Annotated in this window: 24 protein-coding genes; 17 read left to right on the top strand and 7 right to left on the bottom strand. The window is 66.7% G+C overall.

Annotated features, from left to right (window positions below; translation table 11 throughout):
* The first annotated feature begins 129 nt into the window (after window positions 1-129).
* The 3 genes from ACEN8G_RS06135 (at window position 130) to ACEN8G_RS06125 (ending at window position 2,602) form a co-directional block, all read left to right on the top strand.
* Entirely contained in the window at window positions 130-1,065 is a 936-nt protein-coding gene (locus ACEN8G_RS06135) for an SPOR domain-containing protein (RefSeq protein WP_413418657.1), read from the top strand.
* 236 nt (window positions 1,066-1,301) lie between these two features.
* A complete protein-coding gene (locus ACEN8G_RS06130; RefSeq protein WP_413418820.1) occupies window positions 1,302-2,093 on the top strand; it encodes a MipA/OmpV family protein in 792 nt (263 codons plus the stop codon).
* A gap of 98 nt (window positions 2,094-2,191) precedes the next feature.
* Window positions 2,192-2,602, top strand: coding sequence for an endonuclease domain-containing protein (locus ACEN8G_RS06125; RefSeq protein ID WP_413418818.1), 411 nt, complete (start codon window positions 2,192-2,194; stop codon window positions 2,600-2,602).
* Window positions 2,603-2,762: 160 nt separating this feature from the next.
* Here the strand turns inward: ACEN8G_RS06125 and serB are convergent, their stop codons facing one another.
* A complete protein-coding gene (serB, locus tag ACEN8G_RS06120; RefSeq protein ID WP_413418816.1) occupies window positions 2,763-3,641 on the bottom strand; it encodes a phosphoserine phosphatase SerB in 879 nt (292 codons plus the stop codon).
* On the opposite strand from serB, the gene miaA reads away from it, so the two are divergent.
* The 8 genes from miaA (at window position 3,634) to ACEN8G_RS06080 (ending at window position 10,035) form a co-directional block, all read left to right on the top strand.
* Window positions 3,634-4,563: a tRNA (adenosine(37)-N6)-dimethylallyltransferase MiaA gene (miaA, locus tag ACEN8G_RS06115; RefSeq protein WP_413418814.1), complete on the top strand. Its 930-nt coding sequence runs from the start codon at window positions 3,634-3,636 to the stop codon at window positions 4,561-4,563. The genes serB and miaA overlap by 8 nt on opposite strands.
* A gap of 80 nt (window positions 4,564-4,643) precedes the next feature.
* A complete protein-coding gene (gene ilvB, locus ACEN8G_RS06110; RefSeq protein ID WP_413418812.1) occupies window positions 4,644-6,392 on the top strand; it encodes a biosynthetic-type acetolactate synthase large subunit in 1,749 nt (582 codons plus the stop codon).
* A 4-nt stretch (window positions 6,393-6,396) separates the two neighbouring features.
* Complete coding sequence (ilvN, locus tag ACEN8G_RS06105) at window positions 6,397-6,912, top strand: acetolactate synthase small subunit (protein WP_413418810.1); 516 nt, start codon at window positions 6,397-6,399, stop codon at window positions 6,910-6,912.
* Window positions 6,913-7,028: 116 nt separating this feature from the next.
* A complete protein-coding gene (gene ilvC, locus ACEN8G_RS06100) occupies window positions 7,029-8,048 on the top strand; it encodes a ketol-acid reductoisomerase (RefSeq protein WP_413418808.1) in 1,020 nt (339 codons plus the stop codon).
* 343 nt (window positions 8,049-8,391) lie between these two features.
* A complete protein-coding gene (locus tag ACEN8G_RS06095) occupies window positions 8,392-9,006 on the top strand; it encodes a YceI family protein (protein ID WP_413416450.1) in 615 nt (204 codons plus the stop codon).
* A gap of 69 nt (window positions 9,007-9,075) precedes the next feature.
* Window positions 9,076-9,678: a TMEM175 family protein gene (locus tag ACEN8G_RS06090; RefSeq protein ID WP_413416451.1), complete on the top strand. Its 603-nt coding sequence runs from the start codon at window positions 9,076-9,078 to the stop codon at window positions 9,676-9,678.
* A 60-nt stretch (window positions 9,679-9,738) separates the two neighbouring features.
* Window positions 9,739-9,831 carry a GIY-YIG nuclease family protein gene (locus ACEN8G_RS06085; protein WP_413416452.1) on the top strand — a complete coding sequence of 31 codons (93 nt, stop codon included), beginning with the start codon at window positions 9,739-9,741 and terminating at the stop codon, window positions 9,829-9,831.
* A 15-nt stretch (window positions 9,832-9,846) separates the two neighbouring features.
* Window positions 9,847-10,035 carry a hypothetical protein gene (locus ACEN8G_RS06080; RefSeq protein WP_413416453.1) on the top strand — a complete coding sequence of 63 codons (189 nt, stop codon included), beginning with the start codon at window positions 9,847-9,849 and terminating at the stop codon, window positions 10,033-10,035.
* Between the two features lie 239 nt (window positions 10,036-10,274).
* Here the strand turns inward: ACEN8G_RS06080 and ACEN8G_RS06075 are convergent, their stop codons facing one another.
* Window positions 10,275-12,956: a TonB-dependent receptor gene (locus tag ACEN8G_RS06075; protein WP_413416454.1), complete on the bottom strand. Its 2,682-nt coding sequence runs from the start codon at window positions 12,954-12,956 to the stop codon at window positions 10,275-10,277.
* A gap of 233 nt (window positions 12,957-13,189) precedes the next feature.
* On the opposite strand from ACEN8G_RS06075, the gene folE reads away from it, so the two are divergent.
* The 3 genes from folE to ACEN8G_RS06060 are packed head-to-tail and all read left to right on the top strand — an operon-like array spanning window position 13,190 to window position 14,917.
* Window positions 13,190-13,810, top strand: coding sequence for a GTP cyclohydrolase I FolE (gene folE, locus ACEN8G_RS06070; protein ID WP_413416455.1), 621 nt, complete (start codon window positions 13,190-13,192; stop codon window positions 13,808-13,810).
* Window positions 13,810-14,574 carry an SDR family oxidoreductase gene (locus tag ACEN8G_RS06065; protein ID WP_413416456.1) on the top strand — a complete coding sequence of 255 codons (765 nt, stop codon included), beginning with the start codon at window positions 13,810-13,812 and terminating at the stop codon, window positions 14,572-14,574. The genes folE and ACEN8G_RS06065 overlap by 1 nt, the downstream gene beginning before the upstream one ends.
* Window positions 14,567-14,917, top strand: a complete 351-nt coding sequence (locus tag ACEN8G_RS06060; RefSeq protein ID WP_413416457.1) for a dihydroneopterin aldolase — start codon at window positions 14,567-14,569, stop codon at window positions 14,915-14,917. The genes ACEN8G_RS06065 and ACEN8G_RS06060 overlap by 8 nt, the downstream gene beginning before the upstream one ends.
* Here ACEN8G_RS06060 and ACEN8G_RS06055 read toward each other — a convergent pair.
* A complete protein-coding gene (locus ACEN8G_RS06055) occupies window positions 14,914-16,068 on the bottom strand; it encodes a diguanylate cyclase (protein ID WP_413416458.1) in 1,155 nt (384 codons plus the stop codon). The two genes, ACEN8G_RS06060 and ACEN8G_RS06055, sit on opposite strands and share 4 nt — an antisense overlap.
* A 163-nt stretch (window positions 16,069-16,231) precedes the next feature.
* On the opposite strand from ACEN8G_RS06055, the gene ACEN8G_RS06050 reads away from it, so the two are divergent.
* A complete protein-coding gene (locus tag ACEN8G_RS06050; RefSeq protein ID WP_413416459.1) occupies window positions 16,232-17,359 on the top strand; it encodes a zinc-binding dehydrogenase in 1,128 nt (375 codons plus the stop codon).
* Here ACEN8G_RS06050 and ACEN8G_RS06045 read toward each other — a convergent pair.
* From ACEN8G_RS06045 to ACEN8G_RS06035, 3 genes are all read right to left on the bottom strand, one after another.
* A complete protein-coding gene (locus ACEN8G_RS06045) occupies window positions 17,356-18,441 on the bottom strand; it encodes a M50 family metallopeptidase (protein ID WP_413416460.1) in 1,086 nt (361 codons plus the stop codon). The genes ACEN8G_RS06050 and ACEN8G_RS06045 overlap by 4 nt on opposite strands.
* A 17-nt stretch (window positions 18,442-18,458) precedes the next feature.
* A complete protein-coding gene (leuA, locus tag ACEN8G_RS06040; protein WP_413416461.1) occupies window positions 18,459-20,117 on the bottom strand; it encodes a 2-isopropylmalate synthase in 1,659 nt (552 codons plus the stop codon).
* 163 nt (window positions 20,118-20,280) lie between these two features.
* Window positions 20,281-20,517, bottom strand: coding sequence for a hypothetical protein (locus ACEN8G_RS06035; protein ID WP_413416462.1), 237 nt, complete (start codon window positions 20,515-20,517; stop codon window positions 20,281-20,283).
* A gap of 284 nt (window positions 20,518-20,801) precedes the next feature.
* Between ACEN8G_RS06035 and ACEN8G_RS06030 the strand changes: the two genes are divergently transcribed.
* Together ACEN8G_RS06030 and ACEN8G_RS06025 are read left to right on the top strand one after the other, a co-directional pair.
* The gene (locus tag ACEN8G_RS06030; protein ID WP_184167796.1) at window positions 20,802-21,059 is read left to right on the top strand and encodes an SWIB/MDM2 domain-containing protein; all 258 of its coding nucleotides are present in this window, start codon (window positions 20,802-20,804) and stop codon (window positions 21,057-21,059) included.
* 86 nt (window positions 21,060-21,145) lie between these two features.
* Entirely contained in the window at window positions 21,146-21,325 is a 180-nt protein-coding gene (locus ACEN8G_RS06025) for a hypothetical protein (RefSeq protein WP_116840469.1), read from the top strand.
* Here the strand turns inward: ACEN8G_RS06025 and ACEN8G_RS06020 are convergent.
* A complete protein-coding gene (locus tag ACEN8G_RS06020; RefSeq protein ID WP_413416463.1) occupies window positions 21,322-21,729 on the bottom strand; it encodes a hypothetical protein in 408 nt (135 codons plus the stop codon). The genes ACEN8G_RS06025 and ACEN8G_RS06020 overlap by 4 nt on opposite strands.
* Window positions 21,730-21,787 lie beyond the last annotated feature (58 nt).

Raw genomic sequence — 21,787 nt, 5'->3', positions numbered from 1 at the left:
TCGTCTAAGAATGCGTTAACGGCGTTCCGCCCCGGGATTTCCCTGAGGACATCGGGCTAAGGATTTCTTTCCCAAAGGATGGTAAACGGGCATTTATCCAATCTTGCCGGGGTGGGAGTCGAAGGTCGCATGAAGCTTCTTGGGTTGATCGCTGCTGCGGGGATCGCACTCGCCGCCCCGCTTGCGCTCGCACAGGAAAACCCGGTCAAGGCCGGGGTCGAGGCCTGGGAGCGGGGCGACTACAAGGCCGCCGTCGACCGCTGGCGCAGCCCGGCGCTGAAGGGCGATGCCGACGCCCAGTTCAACCTCGGCCAGGCCTATAAGCTCGGCCGCGGCGTGCCCGCCGATCTCGACCAGGCCGAGGCCTGGTATGGCAAGGCCGCCGCCCAGGGCCATGAGCAGGCCGAGGCGAGCTACGGCCTCGCCCTCTTCGCCAATGGCAGGCGCGACAAGGCCGCACCCTGGCTGCAGCGCGCCGCCGGCCGCGGCGATCCCCGCGCCCAGTATGTGCTCGGCACGATGTACTTCAACGGCGATGCCGTCCCGAAGGACTGGGTGCGCGCCTATGCGCTGGTCACCCGCTCCTCCCAGTCGGGCCTGGCCGAGGCCTCGGGCGCGCTCGCCCAGATGGACAAGTACATGTCCGTGCAGGACCGCCAGGCGGCCCTCACCCTCGCGCGCAAATATGAGCAGGAGGCGAACCGCGCTCCGCTGCCCGGCACCGACCGTCCGCCGGTCGAGGTCGCGAGCGCCCAGCCGCCGCGCCGCACCCCGCCCCGAGCCACGCCGAGCCCGACGCCCGTCCCCGTCCGCACCAACCCTGCCCCTGTGCCGGCCGGTCCTGCGATCCGCGACGGCGGCTGGCGCCTCCAGCTCGGCGCGTTCGGCGATCCCGGCAATGCCCGCAAGCTGTGGAGCCAGGTCGGCGGCCGCTTCCCGGGCCGCTCGGTCGCCTATGTGAAGTCGGGCACCCTTACCAAGGTGCTGGTCGGCCCCTTCGCCAGCCGCGCCGATGCCGCGGGCGCCTGCCGCGGCGTCAGCCCCTGCGTGCCGGTGAGCAACTAGAGCAAGTCCAATTCCCCTCCCTGCAAGGGAGGGGTTAGGGTGGGTTAGAAAAGGTCGGGCTCGATGCCCGGCCTTTTCTGTTTCACACACCGGCTCGCTGGGCTCGCTACGCTCGCAACCCACCCCCAGCCCCTCCCTTGCAGGGAGGGGAGCAACAGGAGCAAAACGGCGCAAATCCCCCCACTCCGGTCATATCGCAGTTGCAACAAATCCCGGATCGTGGCGTTAGGAGCGTCATGTATCGCATGCTCGCGCTCGCACCGCTCCTCGCGCTCGCCCTCCCCGCTCATGCGCAGGAGGGGGAAAGCAAGCCGCCCAAGCGCTATCGCATCTCGCTTGGCCCGCAGGTCTCGCCCAATTATCCGGGTTCGGACCAGATCCAGCTCAGCCCGCTGGTCGATGTCGCGATCGCGCGCGGCGACGAGCCCTTCGCCTTCGAGGCCGCGGATGACAGCTTCGGTTTCCCGGTGCTCAAGACCGGCGGGTTCGAATTCGGCCCCGCCGCGAACTTCCAGGGCTCGCGCAAGCGCAGGGAATCGCACGCCGCGATCGACGAGGTCGGCACCACGGTCGAGCTTGGCGGCTATGCGCAATATTGGCTGGCCAGGTCGCTTCGCCTCCACACCGAGCTGCGCAAGGGCGTCAACGGCCACAAGGGCCTGATCGGCAGCGCCGGGCTCGACTATGTGATGCGCGACGGCGACAAATGGCTGGTCTCGATCGGCCCGCGCGTGACTCTGTCGGACACCAAATACCGCCGCGCCTATTTCGACGTCTCGCCCGGCGCGGCCGCCCGCACCGGCCTGCCGGTATATCGCTCGGACGGCAGCGCAGTGAGCGCGCTCGGCGTGAGCAGCACCACCACCTGGCAGTTCAGCCGGCGCTGGGGCCTGTACGGCTATGCCCGCTACGACCGCCTGACCGGCGACGGCGCGGACAGCCCCCTCACCCACGGTTCGCTCGGCACCCGCGACCAGCTCTCGGGCGGGCTCGGGCTCAGCTTCACCTTCGGCAAGGGCGTGCGGTAGCCTTCGCAGGAGGCAAGCACCTCTTCTGATTCCCCTCCCTGAAAGGGAGGGGTTAGGGTGGGTTAGCGAGCGGAGCTCGCTTCTGTTACGCTTACCCATTGCTCCGCCGCATCGATCCCGAACTCGTTGCACGCGCCCGCGACCTGCGGAATAATCCGACAGAGACCGAGCTTGTCGTCTGGCACCTGATCTCGCGCTACCGGCCGCCCTTCACGCGCCAGCATATCGTCGCACCCTTCATTATCGATCTGGCCTGCCGAAAGGCGAAACTCGGCATCGAATTCGACGGCAGCCAGCACATCGCTAACGCACAGCAAGACGAACGCCGGACAGCATATCTCCGAACGAAGGGCTGGCGGATAATACGGTTGTGGAACTCTGAGGTGCTGTCGAATCCGGAAGGCGCGGTTCGGCACATTCTGGATCGAGCAGCTGAAGGCTTGGACGGCGTCTATCCCGAACCCATTCCTTCAAGAGAAAGAAGAGAACGAAAGTCGCGCTGGAGCTGATCCCTATTACTCCCCTCCCTGCAAGGGAGGGGCTGGGGGTGGGTTAGAAAAGACCGGGGGCGATGGCCGGGGTTTTGTTTTTTCAGCGGCGGGTAGCTGAGCTCGCCATGCTCGCCACCCACCCCTAACCCCTCCCTTGCAGGGAGGGGGAATGAGAGCATCAAGCCTCCACCCAATCCCCCCGCGCGATCCCCTGCGCATAGAGCAGCGCGGTCAAATCCCCATGGTCCACCCGCGCGCCGGCAGCCGCCGCCACGATCGGCTTCGCGTGATAGGCCACGCCAAGCCCCGCCTCACGGATCATCGCCAGGTCGTTGGCACCGTCGCCTACCGCGAGCGTATCCAAAGCCCCCAGCCCCAGCTCGGCCCGCACCGCCAGCAGCGTGTCCAGCTTCGTCCCGCTGTCGACGATCGGCCGCTCGACCGTGCCGTCCAGCGCGCCCTCGGCGATCACCAGCCGGTTGGCGATCACCCGGTGGAACCCGATCTCCGCCCCCACCGGCTCGGCGAACCGCGTGAACCCGCCCGAGACCAGCACGCAGGTCGCGCCCCGCGCCCGCATCGTCTGTACCAGCGCTTTCGCCCCCGGCATCAGCCGAACCCGCTCGGCCAGGCACTGCTCGATCGCGCTCTCCGATAGCCCCTTCAGCAGCGCCACCCGCGCATCCAGCGCCGCGCCGAAGTCCAGCTCGCCGCGCATTGCCCGCTCGGTCACCTCGGCGATCTGCGCCTTGATGCCGGCATAGTCGGCCAGCTCGTCGATGCACTCGACGGTGATCATGGTGGAGTCCATGTCCGCGACGAGCAGCTTCTTCGCTCGCCCCTCGGCCGGCTGTACCACGATGTCGGTAGAGGGAAACGCGCCTTCCAGCGCCCCGCGCGCCGCGTCCGGATGCATCGCGAACTCCAGGTCCGCTGCGCGCCCCTCGTCGATCCAGCGCCAGCTTCCCGGACCGCAATGCACCGAAGCCAGCCGGTCACTCGCTTCCGAAAGCTGCCCTGCGGCCAGACCATCTGCTATAAGCGTCGCAATGAACATCGGATCCCCTGACCTGCCTTTGGTGGCGCTCATCGCAGGGCCGACCGCGAGCGGCAAGTCCGCGCTCGCCCTCGCGCTCGCCGAAAGGCACAACGGCACCGTGATCAACGCGGACTCGATGCAGGTCTATGCCGATCTCCGCGTGCTCACTGCCCGCCCGCCGGTCGAGGAGGAGAAGCGCGCCCCGCACCGGCTGTTCGGCCATGTCGACGGCGCCGAGGCCTATTCCGCCGCGCGCTGGGCGGCCGAGGCCCGCGCTGCGATCCACGAGGCGCATGCGGACTCCCGCCTCCCCATTCTGGTCGGCGGCACCGGCATGTACCTGCGCACCCTGGTCGAGGGCATCGCGCCGGTGCCCGAGATCGATTCGATCATCCGCGCCGAGGTCCGGTCGCTTGCGGTCGCCGACGCGCATGCCGAGCTGTCGCGGCTCGATCCCGCGACCGCCGCGCGCCTCAAGCCCGCCGACACCGCCCGTGTCTCGCGCGCGCTCGAAGTCGTCCGCTCCACCGGCAAGTCGCTCGGCGAATGGCAGGCCGAGCGGCATGGCGGGATCCATGCCGAGGTCCGCATCGCCGCGACCATCCTCCTCCCCGACAAGACCTGGCTCGCCGACCGGATCGACCGCCGCTTCCGCCACATGGTCAAGGTCGCGCAGGCAGAGGTCGAGGCGCTGCTCGCCCGCACCGACGTGCCCGACGACGCGCCCGTGCTCCGCGCGATCGGCGTGCGCGAGATCGGCCTCGCGCTCTCGGGCGAGAGCGACCTCGACGAAGCGCATTTCGCCGGCTCGCTTGCCACCCGCCAATACGCCAAGCGCCAGTATACCTGGTTCCGCCGCCAGCCTCCGCCTGAGTGGGAGCGCACGGAAGAGACACAAACGAACAGACTCGTCGAGCAATTCGAAACAAAATTACTATAATACGGCTTGACGCGTAGTTTTCGTGCGGGTAGCAGCGCCCTTCGGCGGTGTTTCCCGCACCGCAACAACGGAGGCCGATTGTGACCGAGAAGAGTGGAGCAGACATCCTGATCGAGACGCTGAGCGATCTCGGTGTGGAAGTCGTGTTCGGCTATCCGGGCGGCGCAGTGCTTCCGATCTATGATGCGATCTTCAAGCAGGACCGCATCAAGCACATCCTCGTCCGCCACGAGCAGGCGGCGACGCATGCGGCGGAGGGCTATGCCCGCGCCACCGGCAAGCCGGGCGTCGTCCTCGTCACCTCGGGCCCGGGCGCGACCAATGCGGTCACCGGCATCACCGATGCGCTGATGGATTCGATCCCGATGGTCGTCATCACCGGCCAGGTGCCGACGGCGCTGATCGGTACCGATGCGTTCCAGGAAGCCGACACGGTCGGCATCACCCGGCACTGCTCGAAGCACAATTACCTGGTGAAGGACCCCGCCCGGCTCGAGCCGACGATCCGCGAGGCCTTCTACATCGCCACCTCGGGCCGCCCCGGCCCGGTCGTGATCGACATCCCCAAGGACGTCCAGGTCGCCACCGCGCGGCGCGGCGAGAATGCGCCGATCTCGCACAAGACCTATCGCCCGCAGACCGAGCCGGACATGGCCGCGATCGAGCGTGCGGTCGACATGCTGGCCGCGGCCGAGCGCCCGATCTTCTACACCGGCGGCGGGATCATCAACTCCGGTCCCGAAGCGGCGCGTCTGCTCCGCCAGCTCGCCGATGTAACGGGCGCGCCTGTTACATCGACCCTGATGGGCCTCGGCGCCTTCCCCGCCTCGGACGACAAATGGCTGGGAATGCTGGGGATGCACGGCACCTACGAAGCCAATATGGCGATGAACCAGGCCGACCTGATCATCGCCCTGGGCGCGCGTTTCGACGACCGCGTCACCGGCCGGCTCGATGCCTTCTCGCCCAACAGTGCAAAGATCCACGTCGATATCGACCGCTCGAGCATCAACAAGAACGTTCGCGTCGATCTGCCCATCGTGGCGGACGTCGGCCGGGCGATCCAGGCGATGATCGATGCATATCAACTTCGCAGGCATCCGCGTCCGGACCTGTCCGAGTGGTGGAACCGCATCCAGGGCTGGCGCCATGTCGGCTGCCTCGATTTCCAGGAGAGCGATCCCCAGGTCATCATGCCCCAGCGTGCCATCCGTGCGCTGTGGGAGGCGACCAGGGACAAGGCGCCGATCATCACCACCGAGGTCGGCCAGCACCAGATGTGGGCGGCCCAGCACTTCCACTTCGACGATCCCAACAAGTGGCTCACCTCGGGCGGACTCGGCACGATGGGCTATGGCCTGCCGGCCGCGATCGGCGCCCAGCTGGGCAATCCGGACACGCTGGTCATCGACATCGCCGGCGAGGCCTCGATCCAGATGAACATCCAGGAGCTGGCCACCGCGACCCAGTACCGGCTGCCGGTCAAGATCTTCATTTTGAACAACGAATATATGGGCATGGTCCGCCAGTGGCAGGAGCTGACCTACCAGTCGCGCTACTCGGAGAGCTACAGCGACGCCCTGCCCGACTTCGTCAAGCTGGGCGAGGCCTATGGCTGGAAGGGCATCCGCATCGAGACGCGCGACCAGCTGGATAGCGGGATCGCCGAGATGCTCGCCCATGACGGCCCGGTGATCGTCGATTGCCGGGTGGCGAAGCTCGCCAACTGCTTCCCGATGATCCCGTCGGGCGCCGCCCATACCGAAATGCTGCTCCAATCGGCCGAAGTCTCGGGCGAGATGGACGACGAAGCCAAGGCGCTGGTCTGAACCCATGCATATCAAGGAAGAAGCAGTCGAGCGGCACACGCTCGCCGTCATCGTCGACAACGAGCCGGGCATCCTCGCCCGGATCGCCGGCCTGTTCACGGCGCGCGGCTACAACATCTCGTCGCTCACCGTGTCGGAGATCAGCGACGACGACCTGATCAGCCGGATCACCATCGTCACCCACGCCTCGGCGCCGGTGATGGAGCAGATCATCGCCCAGCTCGAGCGGCTGGTGCCGGTGCACAAGGTGACCGATCTCACCGCCTTCGGCCCGCATGTCGAGCGCGAGCTCGCGCTGGTGAAGGTCTCGGGCACCGGCGACCACCGGATCGAGGCGCTGCGCCTCGCCGAAGTCTACCGCGCCCGGGTGGTCGACGCGACCGTGTCGAGCTTCGTGTTCGAGGTCACCGGCGGCTCGGAGAAGCTGGACAAGTTCGTCGAGCTGATGCGCGACCTCGGCCTGGTCGAAGTCGCCCGCACCGGCATCGTCGCGATTGCGAGAGGGGCCGAGGCGGCCTGAGTTTTTCATTCCGTCACCCCCGCGAAGGCGGGGGCCCGGGGTCACAGGCGACACCGTTCTTGGCTCTGGATCCCCGCCTTCGCGGGGATGACGATCACATAGGGAAGAGAAGAGAAATGCGCGTTTACTACGATCGCGACGCCGATCTGAACCTGATCTCGAACAAGAAGATCGCCATCCTCGGCTATGGCTCGCAGGGCCACGCCCATGCGCAGAACCTGCGCGACAGCGGCGTCAAGGAAGTCGCGATCGCACTGCGCCCCGGCTCGGCCTCGGCCGCCAAGGCCGAAGGCGCCGGCTTCAAGGTGCTGCCGAACAAGGAAGCGGCCGCCTGGGCCGACATCCTGATGATCCTCGCGCCGGACGAGCACCAGGCCGCGATCTACGAGAACGACATCAAGGGCAATCTGCGCCCCGGCGCCGCGCTCGCCTTCGCGCACGGCCTCAACATCCATTTCGGCCTGATCGAGGCCCCGGCCGACATCGACGTGATCATGATCGCGCCGAAGGGCCCGGGCCACACCGTGCGCAGCGAATATGCCCGCGGCGGCGGCGTGCCCTGCCTGATCGCGATCCACCAGGACGCCTCGGGCAACGCGCATGACATCGCGCTGGCCTATGCCTCGGGCGTCGGCGGCGGCCGTTCGGGCATCATCGAGACCAATTTCCGCGAGGAATGCGAGACCGATCTGTTCGGCGAGCAGGCCGTGCTCTGCGGCGGCGCCACGGCGCTGGTCCAGGCCGGCTTCGAGACGCTGGTCGAGGCCGGGTACGCCCCCGAAATGGCCTATTTCGAGTGCCTCCACGAGCTCAAGCTGATCGTCGACCTGATGTATGAAGGCGGCATCGCCAACATGCGCTACTCGATCTCGAACACCGCCGAGTATGGCGACATCAAGACCGGCCCGCGCATCATCACCGAAGAGACCAAGAAGGAAATGAAGCGCGTGCTCGCCGACATCCAGTCGGGCCGCTTCGTGAAGGACTTCGTGCTCGACAATCGCGCCGGCCAGCCAGAGCTCAAGGCCAGCCGCATTGCCGCGAAGCGCCACCAGATCGAGCAGGTCGGCAGCGAGCTGCGCGCGATGATGCCGTGGATCGGCGCCAACAAGCTCGTCGATCAGACCAAGAACTAATCGCTTTGCCGGGGCCGGCGGTGCGCGCCGGCCCCGGCCCTTTTCCCGGCAGCAGCCGCCTGTGCGGCAAGCGCCACTGCCGGAACGTGCGAGGCCTCCTGACGAGGCTGAGGCAGGTGGAAGAAATATCCCATGGCGCGACTCCGGTAAGCGTCGGGAGAGCGTCTCACCCGCGCATCGTCGGCACCAGCGCGGAACTCCCCGGACCCCGCGTTTAGCTTCCCGTTCACCGTGTCTCCGCGGCTCGCGCCTGGTTTCGGAAACCATGCGTTGCCGTCTTCGGGATTTTCCGGCGGACCCCGCATCCCCACAAGACGCGCTCCTTCCCCACAGAGGAGTTCTCATGCGCGTTCTGTTCGCAGTTGCCTTGCTTGCCGCCACCCCGCTCGCCGCCGTCGCCGCCCAGCAGGCGGCCCAGCTTCCCGGCCAGCCCGATCCGGCCCGCATTGCGGCCGGCACCTATGCCGTTGACGGCGGCCACACCCAGGTCAGCTACACGGTCGACCATTTCGGCTTCAGCAAGTTCACCGGCCAGGCCGGCGGCGCCACCGGCACGCTCGCCATCGACCCGAAGAAGCCCGCCGACGCCCGGCTCGACGTGACCATCCCGGCCTCGGGCATCGTCACCACCGTCAAGGCGCTCGACGAGCATCTCGGCACCGCCGACTTCTTCGACGCGGCGAAGTATCCGGACATCCGCTTCGTCTCGACCAGCGTGGCCGTGAAGGGCACGACCGCCAAGGTCACCGGCAATCTCACCCTGCACGGCGTCACCCGCCCGGTGGTGCTCGACACCAGGTTCGTCGGCGCCGGCGAAAACCCGATGAGCAAGAAGCTCAACTTCGGCTTCTCGGCCACCGCCACGATCAAGCGCAGCGACTTCGGCATGGACAAATATGTCCCCTTCGTCTCGGACGAAGTCGCCCTGCAGATCAACGCGGCCTTCACCGCCCAATAACCCGAACGGGGCTTCCCCTCGCATGCGATCCCGACGAGAAGGCGGGAAGCGCATGCGAGGGACATTGGAATGAGTGAGACCGACGAGGGCCGTGGCGGCGTCACCCGGGTGGAAGCCTTTTCCGACGGCGTGATCGCGATCATCATCACGATCATGGTGCTCGAGATGAAGGCGCCGGAGGAGCATGGCCTCGAGCATATCTGGGCGCTGTGGCCGGTCTTCACCGCCTATGTGCTCAGCTACGCCTATGTCGCGATCTACTGGGTCAACCATCACCGCCTGATCGGCCTGGCGACCCGCGTCACCAATGCGCTGGTCTGGTCGAACATCCTGTTGCTGTTCACCCTGTCGCTGGTGCCCTTCGCCACCGCCTATCTGGGCGAGCAGCATTTCAGCCATGACGCGACGCTGGTCTATATGGGCGTGATGATGCTGCCGAGCTTCGCCTATGTCTGGTTGCAGACGGTGGTCCGCCGCACCGGCCGCCAGAGCGAGGCGGCGGAGGAATATCACCAGCGCATGCTGCGCAAGGGCCTGGTCTGCTCTGCGATCTATGCCAGCGGCATCGCCCTCACCTTCGCCTCCCCCTGGGCCGGCCTGGCCTGCGCCGCGCTGGTGGCGGTGCTGTGGTTCCTGCCGAAGAGCCCGATCGACAGGTTGTTCGGGGGGTGATCGAGGCGCTGCACTAGCCTTACCCCGGCGAAGGCCGGGGCCCAGACTTGGAGTCTGAGAATGGAGTTGCAGGGCTATGTCTACATCATGGCAAGCGGCCGGAATGGCAGGCTCTATGTCGGCGCCACCAGCGACTTGGCCAAACGCGCATAGGAACACCGCAACCGCGTGATCGAAGGCTTCACCAAGAAATACGGCTGCCGGTTGCTCGTCTGGTATCAGCCCTTCGAGAGCCTCGAAGCGGCGCGGTTACGCGAAAAGCAGATGAAGGAATGGAAGCGCGTCTGGAAGGTGCGTGAGATCGAGACGATGAACCCGAACTGGGATGATCTCTACAGCAGTATCGCAAGGCCCTGAAATCTTCCCTCTTCTTTCCCCGGCGAAGGCCGGGGCCCAGACTTGAAGTCTGGAAAGCGCATATCGAGCTTTGAGAAGTTCGACGCGCGCACCGCGCCCTGGAACCGCTTATCTCGATTTCAGATTCCAAGTCTGGGCCCCGGCCTTCGCCGGGGAAAAGCACCTCCCTCCCCTGCGTCACCCCAAAAGAAAAGGCGCCCCGGTTTCCCGGAGCGCCCATCCCCGCCCGAAGGCCGGTATCAGAAGCCGAAGCGCAGCCGCGCGCCGTAGAAGCGCGGATAGCCCGGATAGCCGTTATAATTGCCGGTCTGCTCGGGCACCGCGAAGCCCGAGATATAGTAGAAGGTGTTGGTGATGTTCTCGACGAAGAACTCGCCGCGGATCTTGCCGTCGTTGGTCTGCAGGCCGATCGCGCCGTTGAGCAGGCCATAGCCTTCGTTGCGGATCGCGGTGCGGCCGGTCACCGGGTTCGGGTTGCTCGACGGGATGTTGACTTCGCTGTTGTAGCGGAAGTCGAGGTGCACCAGGCCCTTCAGGTTGCTCGATACGCGCGGCTCCCAGGTCACCGCGCCCGTCACCGTGTGCTTGGGCTGGTTCTGGAACTGCTTGCCTTCCTGGCCCTGCAGTGGCGTGCCGGTGAAGTTGTTCGACTTGGCGTATTGCGCGTCGATATAGCTGTAGGCGAGCTGGATGGTCAGGTTGTTCGCCGGCCGGATCGAGGATTCGACTTCGACACCCTTCGACACGCTCTTGTCGACATTCTGGACGACGAAGTTGTTGCCCGAGAACACCAGCGACTGCAGGCCGTAGAAGTTCATGTAGAACGCCGCGACGTTCAGCGTGAACGCGCGGGTCGGGCTGGCCTTGAAGCCGACTTCGAACGCGTCGTTGGTCTCGGCGCCGAAGCGCAGGTCGCGGCCCTGCGCGCCGTTGCCGCCGAGCAGCACCGAGTCGAAGGTCGCCTGGTCGAGATTGTAGCCGCCCGACTTGTAGCCGTGATCGTAGCTGCCATAGACCATCAGCTTCGGCGAGAACTTGTACGCCAGCTTGACAGTGCCGGTGATCTCGTCGTCGGTGAAGCTGTCGGTATAGTTGCCGTTGAACTCGCTGTTCACCGCCGGGTTGCAGCTCAGCAGGAACAGGTTGTTGAACAGCCCCGGCACCTGCTTGAGGACATTGGCATAGGCCACCGCCGCGGCGTTGCCCGCACGCACCTGGTTGAAGAAGGTGCAGCTGCCGGTGTTGCTGTTGATCGACGCGTTCATCGTCTTGCGCTCGTGGTTCCAGCGCGCGCCGAGGGTCAGCGACAGATTGTCGGTGACGTTGACGATGTTGTGGGTGAACAGCGCGATCGCGTCGGTCTTCACGCCGAACACGTCGTTGTTGTTGCCCTGGCCGGCCGTCGCGCCCGGCAGCGGATTGGCCGCCAGCGCCGCGAGGCCCGGGATCGGCGTCGACGGATAGCCCGGGATCACGCAGAGGCTGCCTGGCGCCGTGCCCGCCTGGGCACGGAAACAGCCGACCAGCGGGGCGAGCGTCGCACCATAGACAGCCTGCAGCGCCGGCAGGCTGTTCGGCACCGCCGGGTTGAGCAGCGCGGCGCCGAGCGTCGGCACCGTCGGCCCAAGCGAGCCGTAGAACTGCAGCGGCGTGCCGAAGGCGGCGCCGAGCTGGCCGGCGAAGATCGTATCGACATAACGGTTGGCGTCGGCGCCGAAGCGCACCGTGTCGGTCAGGTCGTTCTTCTCGTTCAGGTAGAAGCCGCCGATCAGCCAGTCGAGCTTGCCGTTGAGCGCAGAGCCCTGGAGGCGGATTTCCTGGGTGAAGTCCTTCAACTCGGTGCGATAGCCGTCACGATAGGCGCGATCGATGCCCGAGAAGTCGATGTCCTGGCTGCGCAGCGCGCGCCAGTCGCGATAGGCGGTGATCGAGGTCAGCTTGACGTCGCCCAGATCCCAGTTGAGCTCGCCCGAGAAACCCCAGTCCTTCACCTTCTCGCCATAGTTGCGGTTGGGCGAGGCGGCCTGGATGCGGTCGCTGCCCGGGCCGGTATAGATGCCGGTACGGCCCTGCGAGGCGGCGATGCTCTGGATCACCGGCGCGAGCGGACCGCGCACCACCGAGACGGTGGCGCAGCAGACTTCGTCGGTCTGGTAATAGTCGGCGATCAGGCGGAAGGTGATGTCGCCCTTGTCGAGCAGTGCCTGGCCGCGCAGCGCCCAGCGATCGACATCGTTGAAGCGGCGGCTGCTGTTGGCGTCCTTGATATAGCCGTCGCGCTTCCGGTAGCTGCCGTCGAGGCGCAGCGCGATCGACTCGCTGACCGGCCCGGTGATCGCACCCTTGACGCCATAGGCATTGTAGTTGCCGTACGAGCCCTCGACATAGCCATGCGTCTCGAACTGCGGCAGCGCAGTGTAGATGCTCAACGCGCCGGCCGAGGTATTGCGGCCGAACAGCGTGCCCTGCGGGCCGCGCAGCACTTCGACGCGCTCAAGCTCGGGAAGCTCGGAGATGGCGACGCCGGCACGGGCGCGGAACACGCCGTCGATGAACACGCCGACCGCCGGCTCGAAGCCGGGATTGTCGCCGCCGGTGGTGATGCCGCGGAGATAGATGGTGGTGCCGGTCGCCGAGGACTGGCCGGTCGAACTCTGGATCGACGGGGCGAGCTGCTCGAGGTCGCGAACATTGTCCACGCCCGAATTCTGCAGTTCCTGCGCGCCGATGGCGGTGATCGCGATCGGCACGTCCTGCACGGTCTCGTTACGGCGGGTCGCCGTCACGATGATCTCGTTCGAGGACTGATATTCCTGGCTGTCGTCGGCGGGCGCCGGTGCCGGCGTGCCCTGCTGGGCAAAGGCTGGCGTCGCGAGGAACAGCGTGATCGCGGTTGCCGCGAGCAGGTCGAGCTTCTTCATCTGGTGCATCCCCTCCTCTTGGGTGCCGGCGCCGGCTGTTACCGGTCACGGCGTTGCTTTTATCGCCAGCGAAACTAACGCTGCATTTTTCAGCCCGTCAACGGGGATAAGCGCCGGAACTCTGCGGTTTCCGGCCATTTTTCCCGGGGAGATACAGTTGGGCCACACCCGGTTTCTGCAAGAAACGCAGTTGCCGTAGCGTAAAGCCCGGAAGCGGTTAGGAAGAGACGAAAATGGTGCATGATCAGGACGGCCCCGAAGATGGCGACATCGTTGCGCCGTCGCCCAAGATTCCGGTCCCGGCCGAGGTTTCGGACGCGATCCGTACCCTGATCCGCTGGGCCGGCGACGATCCCGGCCGCGAAGGCCTGCTCGACACGCCCGAGCGCGTCGCCCGTGCCTGGAAGGAATATTGCCAGGGCTATGACGAGGATCCCGCCCACCACCTCAATCGCGTGTTCGAGGAAGTCGGCGGCTATGACGACATCGTCCTGCTGAACGGCATCCCGTTCCAGTCGCACTGCGAGCACCACATGGCACCGATCACCGGCAAGGCCTCGATCGCCTATCTGCCCAAGGACCGCGTCGTCGGCATCTCCAAGCTCGCCCGCGTCCTCCACGGCTTCGCCAGCCGGCTCCAGGTCCAGGAGCGCCTCACCGCGCAGGTGGCCGATTGCATCTGGGAGCGCCTGAAGCCCCAGGGCGTCGCGGTGGTGATCGAGGCGACGCATGGCTGCATGACCGCGCGCGGCGTGCGCACCCCCGGCGTCGGTATGGTCACCAGCCGCATGATGGGCGTGTTCCGCGACGACGAGCGCAGCCGCCAGGAAGTGCTCAAGCTGATGGGCTATTGATGAGGGTTCTCGTGACCGGCGGCGCGCGGCGGATCGGCGCGGGCATCGCCCGCCGCCTCGCCCTGCGCGGCCATCAGGTGGCGATCCACCACCACCACGCCCCCGAGGACGCCGAGGCGCTCGTCGCGCAGATCGCTGCGGAAGGCGGCACCGCCTGCGTGGTGACCGGCGAGCTGGCCGAGGCCGGAACCGCCCCCGCCCTGCTCGCCGCCGCGCGCGAGGGGCTTGGCGGCCCGATCGAGGGGCTGGTCAACAACGCCTCGCAATTCGCCTGGGACGCCCTGCCCCTCACCGATTTCGCGCTGCTCGACCGGCACATGCAGGTGAATTGCGGCGCGCCCGTCGCGCTCGCCTCCGCCCTCGCCGCGCAGGACGACCTCGACCAGGGCGCGGTGGTCAATCTGCTCGACCAGAAGCTCGCCAACCTCAACCCCGACTTCCTCACCTATACGCTGAGCAAGGCCGCGCTCGCCACCGCCACCGAGCTGCTCGCCCGCGGGCTTGCCCCGCGCATCCGGGTCAATGCCGTCTCGCCCGGCCTCACTCTCCCCAGCCTCGACCAGACCGCGGAAGAATTCGCCGAGCATGCCCGGCAGAACCTGCTCCAGCGCCCGGTCGCGCTGGCCGACATCGCCGCCGCGGTCGAGATGCTGCTCGTCACCCCCAGCATCACCGGGCAGAATATCTTCGTCGATTGCGGCCAGCGCTTCCTGCAGCGCGGCGGCGACGTGATGTTCGAAGGCCGGGAGCGCCCGCATGGCTGAATATACCATCCTGCTCGACGGGCTCGAGGTCGCGATGGGCCTGGGCATCCACCCCGAGGAGCGCGCCGCGCCCCAGCGGGTGACGCTCCACGTCGCGATGACCTGCCGCTACGCCAGCCCGCCCGAGGACCGGATCGACGCCGTGGTCGATTACGACTTCCTGCGAACCGGCATCCGCAAGCTGGTCGAATCGCGCCATTTCGAGCTGCAGGAAACACTCTGCGAGCAGGTCGCCGCACTCGCCCTGGCCGACGAACGCGTCCAGCGCGTCACCGTCCGCTCGATGAAGCTCGACATCTATCCCGACGCCCGCATCGGCTGCGAGATCGTCCGCAGCCGCTAGGCCGCGGCCCGCGGCGGCTGCCGGACCACCGGCACCATGCTCCAGGCATGGAATATGGCAACCCGGTTCCGCCCCTCGCCCTTGGCCCGGTACAGCGCGACATCGGCGCGGATCAGCGCTTCGGCCGGCGCCTCGTTCTGCGCATAGTCGGCCACCCCGAAGCTCGCGCTCAGCCGGTGATCGGGCGCCAGCGCATCATGCGTGCTGTTGTGGAAATGCATCCGCAGCACTTCGGCGAGACCCGCGGCATCGCTGGCGCTGTTGCCCGGCAGGAAAATGGCGAACTCCTCGCCGCCCAGCCGCCCCACCCGAAAACCGGTGGCGGCAAGGATGTCGGCGAACAGCCGGATCACCTCGTCGCCGACATGATGGCCATAGCGATCATTGACTCTCTTGAACCGGTCGATGTCGCAGAAGATCACCGATCCGCCGCGCAGCGGCTCACCCCGCACCGCCTGCTCGAAGGCCTGGCGATTGAGCACCCCGGTCAGGTGATCGCGCTCGGCCCGCAGCCGGTAGCGCGCGATGATCCCCATGATGATCTTGGCGAGCAGCAGGAATATCGAAGGCGGCGTCAGCAGCGCCGAGACGAGCAGCAGGCTCCGTTCGAACGCCGACGGCATGACCGCGGCATAATGGACATCGACGCCGAACAGCGCGGGATAGAGCGGGATGCGGACCAGGAAGAGCGTCGCGAGCAGGCAAAGGCAGCCGAGCAGCGCGCGATCGATGATCCCCTCTGGCCGGCGCCCCAGATGCGTGATCCCATCGGCCAGCGCCAGCGCGCATCCCAGCTGGAAGGGTATCGTCATCAGCACGAAGGGCGCGGCCGCCGCCATCAGCGCCAGCGCACAGAGGACCAGCCCGATGCTCGTGCCGATCAGGCCCCAGTTCTGCCTGCCGCCGGTCGATATGCGCAGCGCCTGTCCGAAGCAGAGATAGGCCGGCGGCACGAGCAGCATCGCGGCGAGCAGCTCGCCTCGCCCATGCCGCGCCAGCGCGAGGACCAGCATCTCGGTGGTGCCGCAGAGCAAGGCAGCGACCATCCAGGACAGCGCCGATTCCTTGCGCATGCCGATGCGGATCGCGCCCACGAGCAAGGCGAGCGTCGCGAAGACGCATGCATGCACCGCTGTGAGACTGACGAACAATCCACTTCCCCCGACGGCGCGACCTTGCCGGGGAAGGCGTTAACACCAGCCTTACCAGCTACGTATTTTCCCCGGGGAGCGCTGGACGCCGCTGGCAAGCGCGATATCTAGAGCAGGACGCGCGCCCGGAGCCGCGACGCAACATGGCCAACAGGAGAGTGCAATGGCGAACCCGCTGACCGGCCTCGAGCTACGCTCGACCATTTCGAGCGACGGCAATCTCACCCTCTCGCTGGAGCCGGTGACGCTGGCCGCGCCCGGCCCCGACGAAGTCATCGTCCGGGTCGAGGCCGCGCCGCTCAATCCGTCCGATCTCGGCCTGCTGCTCGGCCCCGCAGACATGTCAACGCTCAAGGCCGGCGGCACCGCCGACCACCCGACGCTCACCGCCGCGATCCCGGCCGCGCGCATGCCGGCGATGAAGCCGCGGCTCGACCAGTCGATGGCGGTCGGCAACGAAGGCGCCGGCACCGTGGTCCTGGCCGGCGAGAATGTCGCCGGGCTGCTCGGCAAGAAGGTCGGCATGCTCGGCGGTTCGATGTACGCTCAATATCGCAAGATCGCCGCGCGCGACTGCATCCCCCTCCCCGAAGGCGCCACCGCGGCCGACGGCGCCTCGATGTTCGTCAACCCGCTCACTGCCCTGTCGATGGTCGAGACGCTGCGGATGGAGGGGCACAAGGCGCTGGTCCACACCGCCGCCGCCTCGAACCTCGGCCAGATGCTCAACCGCATCTGCATCGCCGACGGCGTACCCTTGGTGAACATAGTGCGCAGCGAGGCCCAGGCCGCGATCCTGCGCGAGATCGGCGCGAAATACATCGTCGACAGCAGCGCGCCCGATTTCCGCGAGAAGCTGACCGACGCGATTGCCGAGACCGGCGCCACCCTCGCCTTCGATGCGATCGGCGGCGGCAAGATCGTCAATTCGATCCTCCACGCGATGGAAGCGGCAGCCAACCGCACCGCCACCGCCTATAGCCGCTACGGCTCCTCGACCTGGAAGCAGGTCTATGTCTACGGCATGCTCGATACGTCGCCGATGGAGCTCGATCGCGGCTATGGCCTTGCCTGGGGCGTCAGCGGCTTCCTGGTCACGCCCTTCCTGATGAAGCTAGGCCTCGAAGGCACGCTACGCCTGCGCGCCCGCGTCGCCGCCGAACTGACGACGACCTTCGCCAGCCACTACACCAACACGATCTCGCTCGCCGAAGCGCTCGATCCGAAGGTGGTGGAAGCTTATGCGAAGAAGGCGACGGGCGAGAAATACCTGATCGATCCGAGCCGCTAGGCCGGGCGCAGCGCGGCGCGGATCCGGCGCTCGATGTCGCGGAAGGTGGCGTTGCGATAGGGCGAACGGGCGCGCACGGCCTTGCGCATTGCGCGCAGTTCGGCCTGCATGCCCGCTTCGTGACCCTGAACGGCGAGCACCGAGGCCCTGGCGGCATGCTCCATCGACTGTGCCCCCGGATCGGGCTCGCCCTTCCATAGGCGCGCGGCGGCGCCCGCGGCATCGCCCTCCCCGATTGCCGCGAGATAGGCATCGCAGGAATCGAGCCATGCGCTACCGCCGTAACGGGTCCGATAGGCATCGATCCGTTCGCGGGCACGGGCGAAGTCGGGTCGATCGGCATCGAGTATCCGCCCGATGTCGATCCCTTCTCCGTGCCGGTCGGGCTCGGCCCCGGGATGCGGCACCGCCCGCTGCGCCGCGATCAGCCATTCGGGAAGGTCGCGCAGCCGGACATTGTAGTGGAGCTGGGTCGCCATCCAACCGCAGGGAGCGTGCAGGAGCCGTTCCGAATCGGGCCGTGCCAGCACAAGCAGTTTTTCCCCATCGCTCCCGTCATAGGGAAGCAGCGAAATCAGCCCCGACACGCATGCCTGGACGGCGATGGCCAGGCCGAAATTGCTTGCGACCAACAGCCGCGTGTCGATCCCGCGCAGCCACAGTTCACGTACGACCAACGCGGCGCCGGCAAGCACAAAGCACGCCGCCGGCCCACTCGCGACGATGATGAACCTGCGCGCGCGCGTCCCGCGCGCCTGACTGCGCGGTACACTGGCGACAAAACCGCCAGCGTCTTCCCTGTAACCGCGCGGCAGGAACGTGATCGTCCGGGTCGGCAGGTGCAGCCCGAAAGGGCAGACCGCGAAGACCAGCACCCGCCAGCCGCAGGCGATCGCCGCCGCGGCGTGGCCGGTCTCGTGGATCAGGATCACGAAGACCATGCCAGCGATCGTGCACGATATCGGCACCCACAGCGTGGGGTACGCCACAAAGGCAAGCCCGTAGAGCATGAAGGCCCAGAAGGTACCGGCCCACCAGATCAGCGCAGCGAGCCTGGACCAGCGCAGGATACCGGAGAGCATCCCGCGCCGGTTCCCGATCAGGCCCGGTTGGCCGCGCTGAGCACCGCGCGCACCGAAGCGGTCGCGATATCCGCGTCGATGCCCACGCCGAACACCGTCCGCCCATCGGCGGTGCGGCATTCGACATAGGCGGCAGCCTGCGCATCGGCGCCGTGGCCGATCGCATGCTCGCTATAGTCGACCACGTCGAGCGCCGGCCCGGTCGTTCCCGCAAGCGCATCGATCACGCCCGAGATCAGGCCGTTGCCGCGCCCGGAGATCGAGCGTGTCTCGCCGTCCACCGCGATGCGGCCGACGAACACGCGGCTGCCGGCCGCGCCGCTCTCCTCATAATCCTCGAGGACGAAGCGGTCCTTGTCGCCCGGCAGATAGGTCTGCTCGAACCGGCCCCAGATGTCCGCGGCGTTGAGTTCGCGGCTGGTCTCGTCGGCCAGCGCCTGCACATGGCGGGAGAAGTCCGCCTGCATGCGCTTGGGCAGCTTCAGGCCCTTGTCCTGCTCGATCACCCAGGCGACGCCGCCCTTGCCCGACTGCGAGTTCACCCGGATCACGGCCTCGTAATCGCGGCCCAGATCCTTGGGATCGATCGGCAAATACGGCACGTCCCACAGCTCGTCGTTGCGCGCTTCCTGCGCCGCGAAGCCCTTCTTGATCGCGTCCTGGTGGCTGCCGGAGAATGCGGTGAACACCAGGTCGCCGGCATAGGGGTGGCGCGGGTGGACGGGGATCTGGTTGCAATACTCAACCGTCTGGATCACCTCGTCGATGTCCGAGAAATCCAGGCCCGGATCAACGCCTTGCGTGTACATGTTGAGCGCAAGTGTCACCAGGTCGACATTGCCGGTACGCTCGCCATTGCCGAACAGGCAGCCCTCGACGCGGTCCGCGCCGGCCAGCAGGCCCAGCTCCGACGCGGCGACGCCGGTGCCGCGGTCGTTATGCGTGTGCAGGCTGATGACGACCGTGTCGCGGCTGCGGATGTTGCGGCAGAACCACTCGATCTGGTCGGCATAGATGTTCGGCGTCGCCGCCTCGACCGTGGCCGGCAGGTTGAGGATCAGCGGCTTGTCGGTGGTCGGCCGCAGGACGTCCATCACCGCCTCGCAGACCTCGACCGAGAAATCGAGCTCGGCGGTCGAGAAGGTCTCGGGGCTGTATTCGAAATGCCAGTCGGTGTCGGGCTGCTTGGCGGCCTCGTCGCGCAGTACCTTGGCGCCGGCGATGGCGATCTGCTTGATCTCCTCGCGGCTCATGCCGAACACGATACGGCGCCATGCCGGCGACACGGCGTTGTAGAGGTGAACGATCGCCTTCTTCGCGCCCTTGAGGCTCTGGAAGCTGGTCTCGATCAGGTCCTGGCGCGACTGCGTGAGCACCTGGACGATCACGTCGTCGGGGATCTTGTCCTGCTGGACCAGGCCCGAGATGAAGTCGAACTCGGTGGCGCCGGCACTCGGGAAGCCGACCTCGATTTCCTTCACGCCCACCTTGCACAGCAGCTCGAAGAAGCGGGTCTTCTTCTCGGCATCCATCGGGTCGATCAGCGCCTGGTTGCCGTCGCGCATGTCGGTCGACAGCCAGCGGGGCGCCTTGGTGATGGTGCGGCTCGGCCATTGGCGGCCGGGCAGGTTTACCTGGGGAAAGGGACGGTACTTGATGGACGGATCGCGCAACATGACAGCTCTCTCTCGGCTGGAGACTTCGATTTCAATCGTGAAGTGCCCTTAGGGGCGCGCGCATGTGCGTCCTGCCCCTAAGGGCGGATAAGTCGCAGGCCGAGAAGTGCGCGGGTCATCATGTTGGGCATGCCTTTAGACAGGCCCGCGCCGCCTTGTCCACTCACATTGTGTTTGTGGCTGCCGTAGCGTCGCTATTGGTGAGCGTGTCGTCGGCCTCGCTCGCCGCCTCGACCGTATTGACCGCCGCTGCGTCCGCCTCGGGGGTCTCGCTCGCCCTGGGGCTGGGCGTGGCGACGATCTCGGCCATGGGCGGGGGGTCGGAATAGTTGGTGCCGGTCGTCCCGCCACCGCCGCATCCGGCCAGAATCACCAGTCCGCCGAGCACCAGAACGCGCATCCCGCTCTCCCCTTTTGCCGTGAAAATCCCCCTTAGCATGGCCTTTTCCCCTCTCCTACCGGCCGTTTAACCCGACTTATCCCCAAAATGTCGCTCTCTGGGGGCGTCTCGGCGCATCTGCTCTCTAGACAGACGCGATTTGTGACGATCAAAGGGTGTGCAGGTGAGGAGTAACGCTCTCACCGCGGTACATCGTAGGCGCGAAAGGCGGCGGAAGGGTTCGCACACGCCGCTGGCGCTAACGAAGGCATAGCCCGTCCAAGGGCAGGAACAGGAGAAACATTATGGCCGAGACCAAAGCACGCGGCGGCATCGCCAAGCCGGTGACCCCTTCGCCCGAGCTGGCCAAGATCGTCGGCACCGCGGATCTTCCGCGCAGCGAGATCGTCAGCAAGCTGTGGGAATACATCAAGAAGAACAACCTGCAGAACCCGGCGAACAAGCGCGAGATCCTCGCCGACGACGTGCTGCGTCCGATCTTCGGCGCCGACAAGGTGACGATGTTCGAGATGAACAAGCACATCGCGAAGCACGTCAAGTAAGCCGGGCCGGGGCGATGCGCCCCGCCGCTGAAAACGCGAAGGGCGGGTTCCCCACGGGGCCCGCCCTTTTGCTTTAGGAGACCGACATGGCCGAGAAGTTCGAACGCCACCGCCAGCCCTGGCGCGCCGACGAGATCCAGAAGCTCCACACGCTCGCCAAGAAGGGCATGGCGCTGAAGGCGATCGCGAAAGCGCTCACCCGCTCCGAGGAATCGGTCAAGGACCGCGCCAAGCTCGACGGGCTCAGCATCGCCAAGCTGCACTAGGGCCCGGGCTTCGGCCCGATCTCGATGCGCAGGATCCGCCCGACATGGGCGCGTTCGCTGCCGCTTTCCTCCAGCTTGAACACCAGCCCGCCGCCGGTGACCACGCTGCGCGCGAGCCCCGGCCAGGGCTCGCCCGGCGCGATCGTCGCGCCCGGCAGGCACGCCGCGATGCGCTTCGCCATCGTCTCGTGCGTGATCTCGAGCGGCAGCATCGTCTGGCTGCAGAAATAGCCGTCGCTGCGGAAGCATCCCCGCAACAGCCGCGGCGCGAAGTCGGAGCGGTACAGCGCCTTGTACGCCACTGGATCGGCCGTCGCCGCAGAGAGCCGCTGCAGGTCCGCGCAGATCGGATCGTCCTGGACGACGGGTGCCGCCAGCAGCGCCAGGCCAAGCAGAAGATGCATCCCCAATCTCCTTCCGGATCCGCAACGTCCGTCACACCCGCTTGCCGCAGCCTGAACA

The sequence above is a fragment of the Sphingomonas sp. Sphisp66 genome (assembly GCF_047324325.1).
Lineage (GTDB): Bacteria > Pseudomonadota > Alphaproteobacteria > Sphingomonadales > Sphingomonadaceae > Sphingomonas.
Note: the sequence above shows the minus strand (reverse complement) of the source record. Positions and strands in the feature narration are given on the sequence as shown.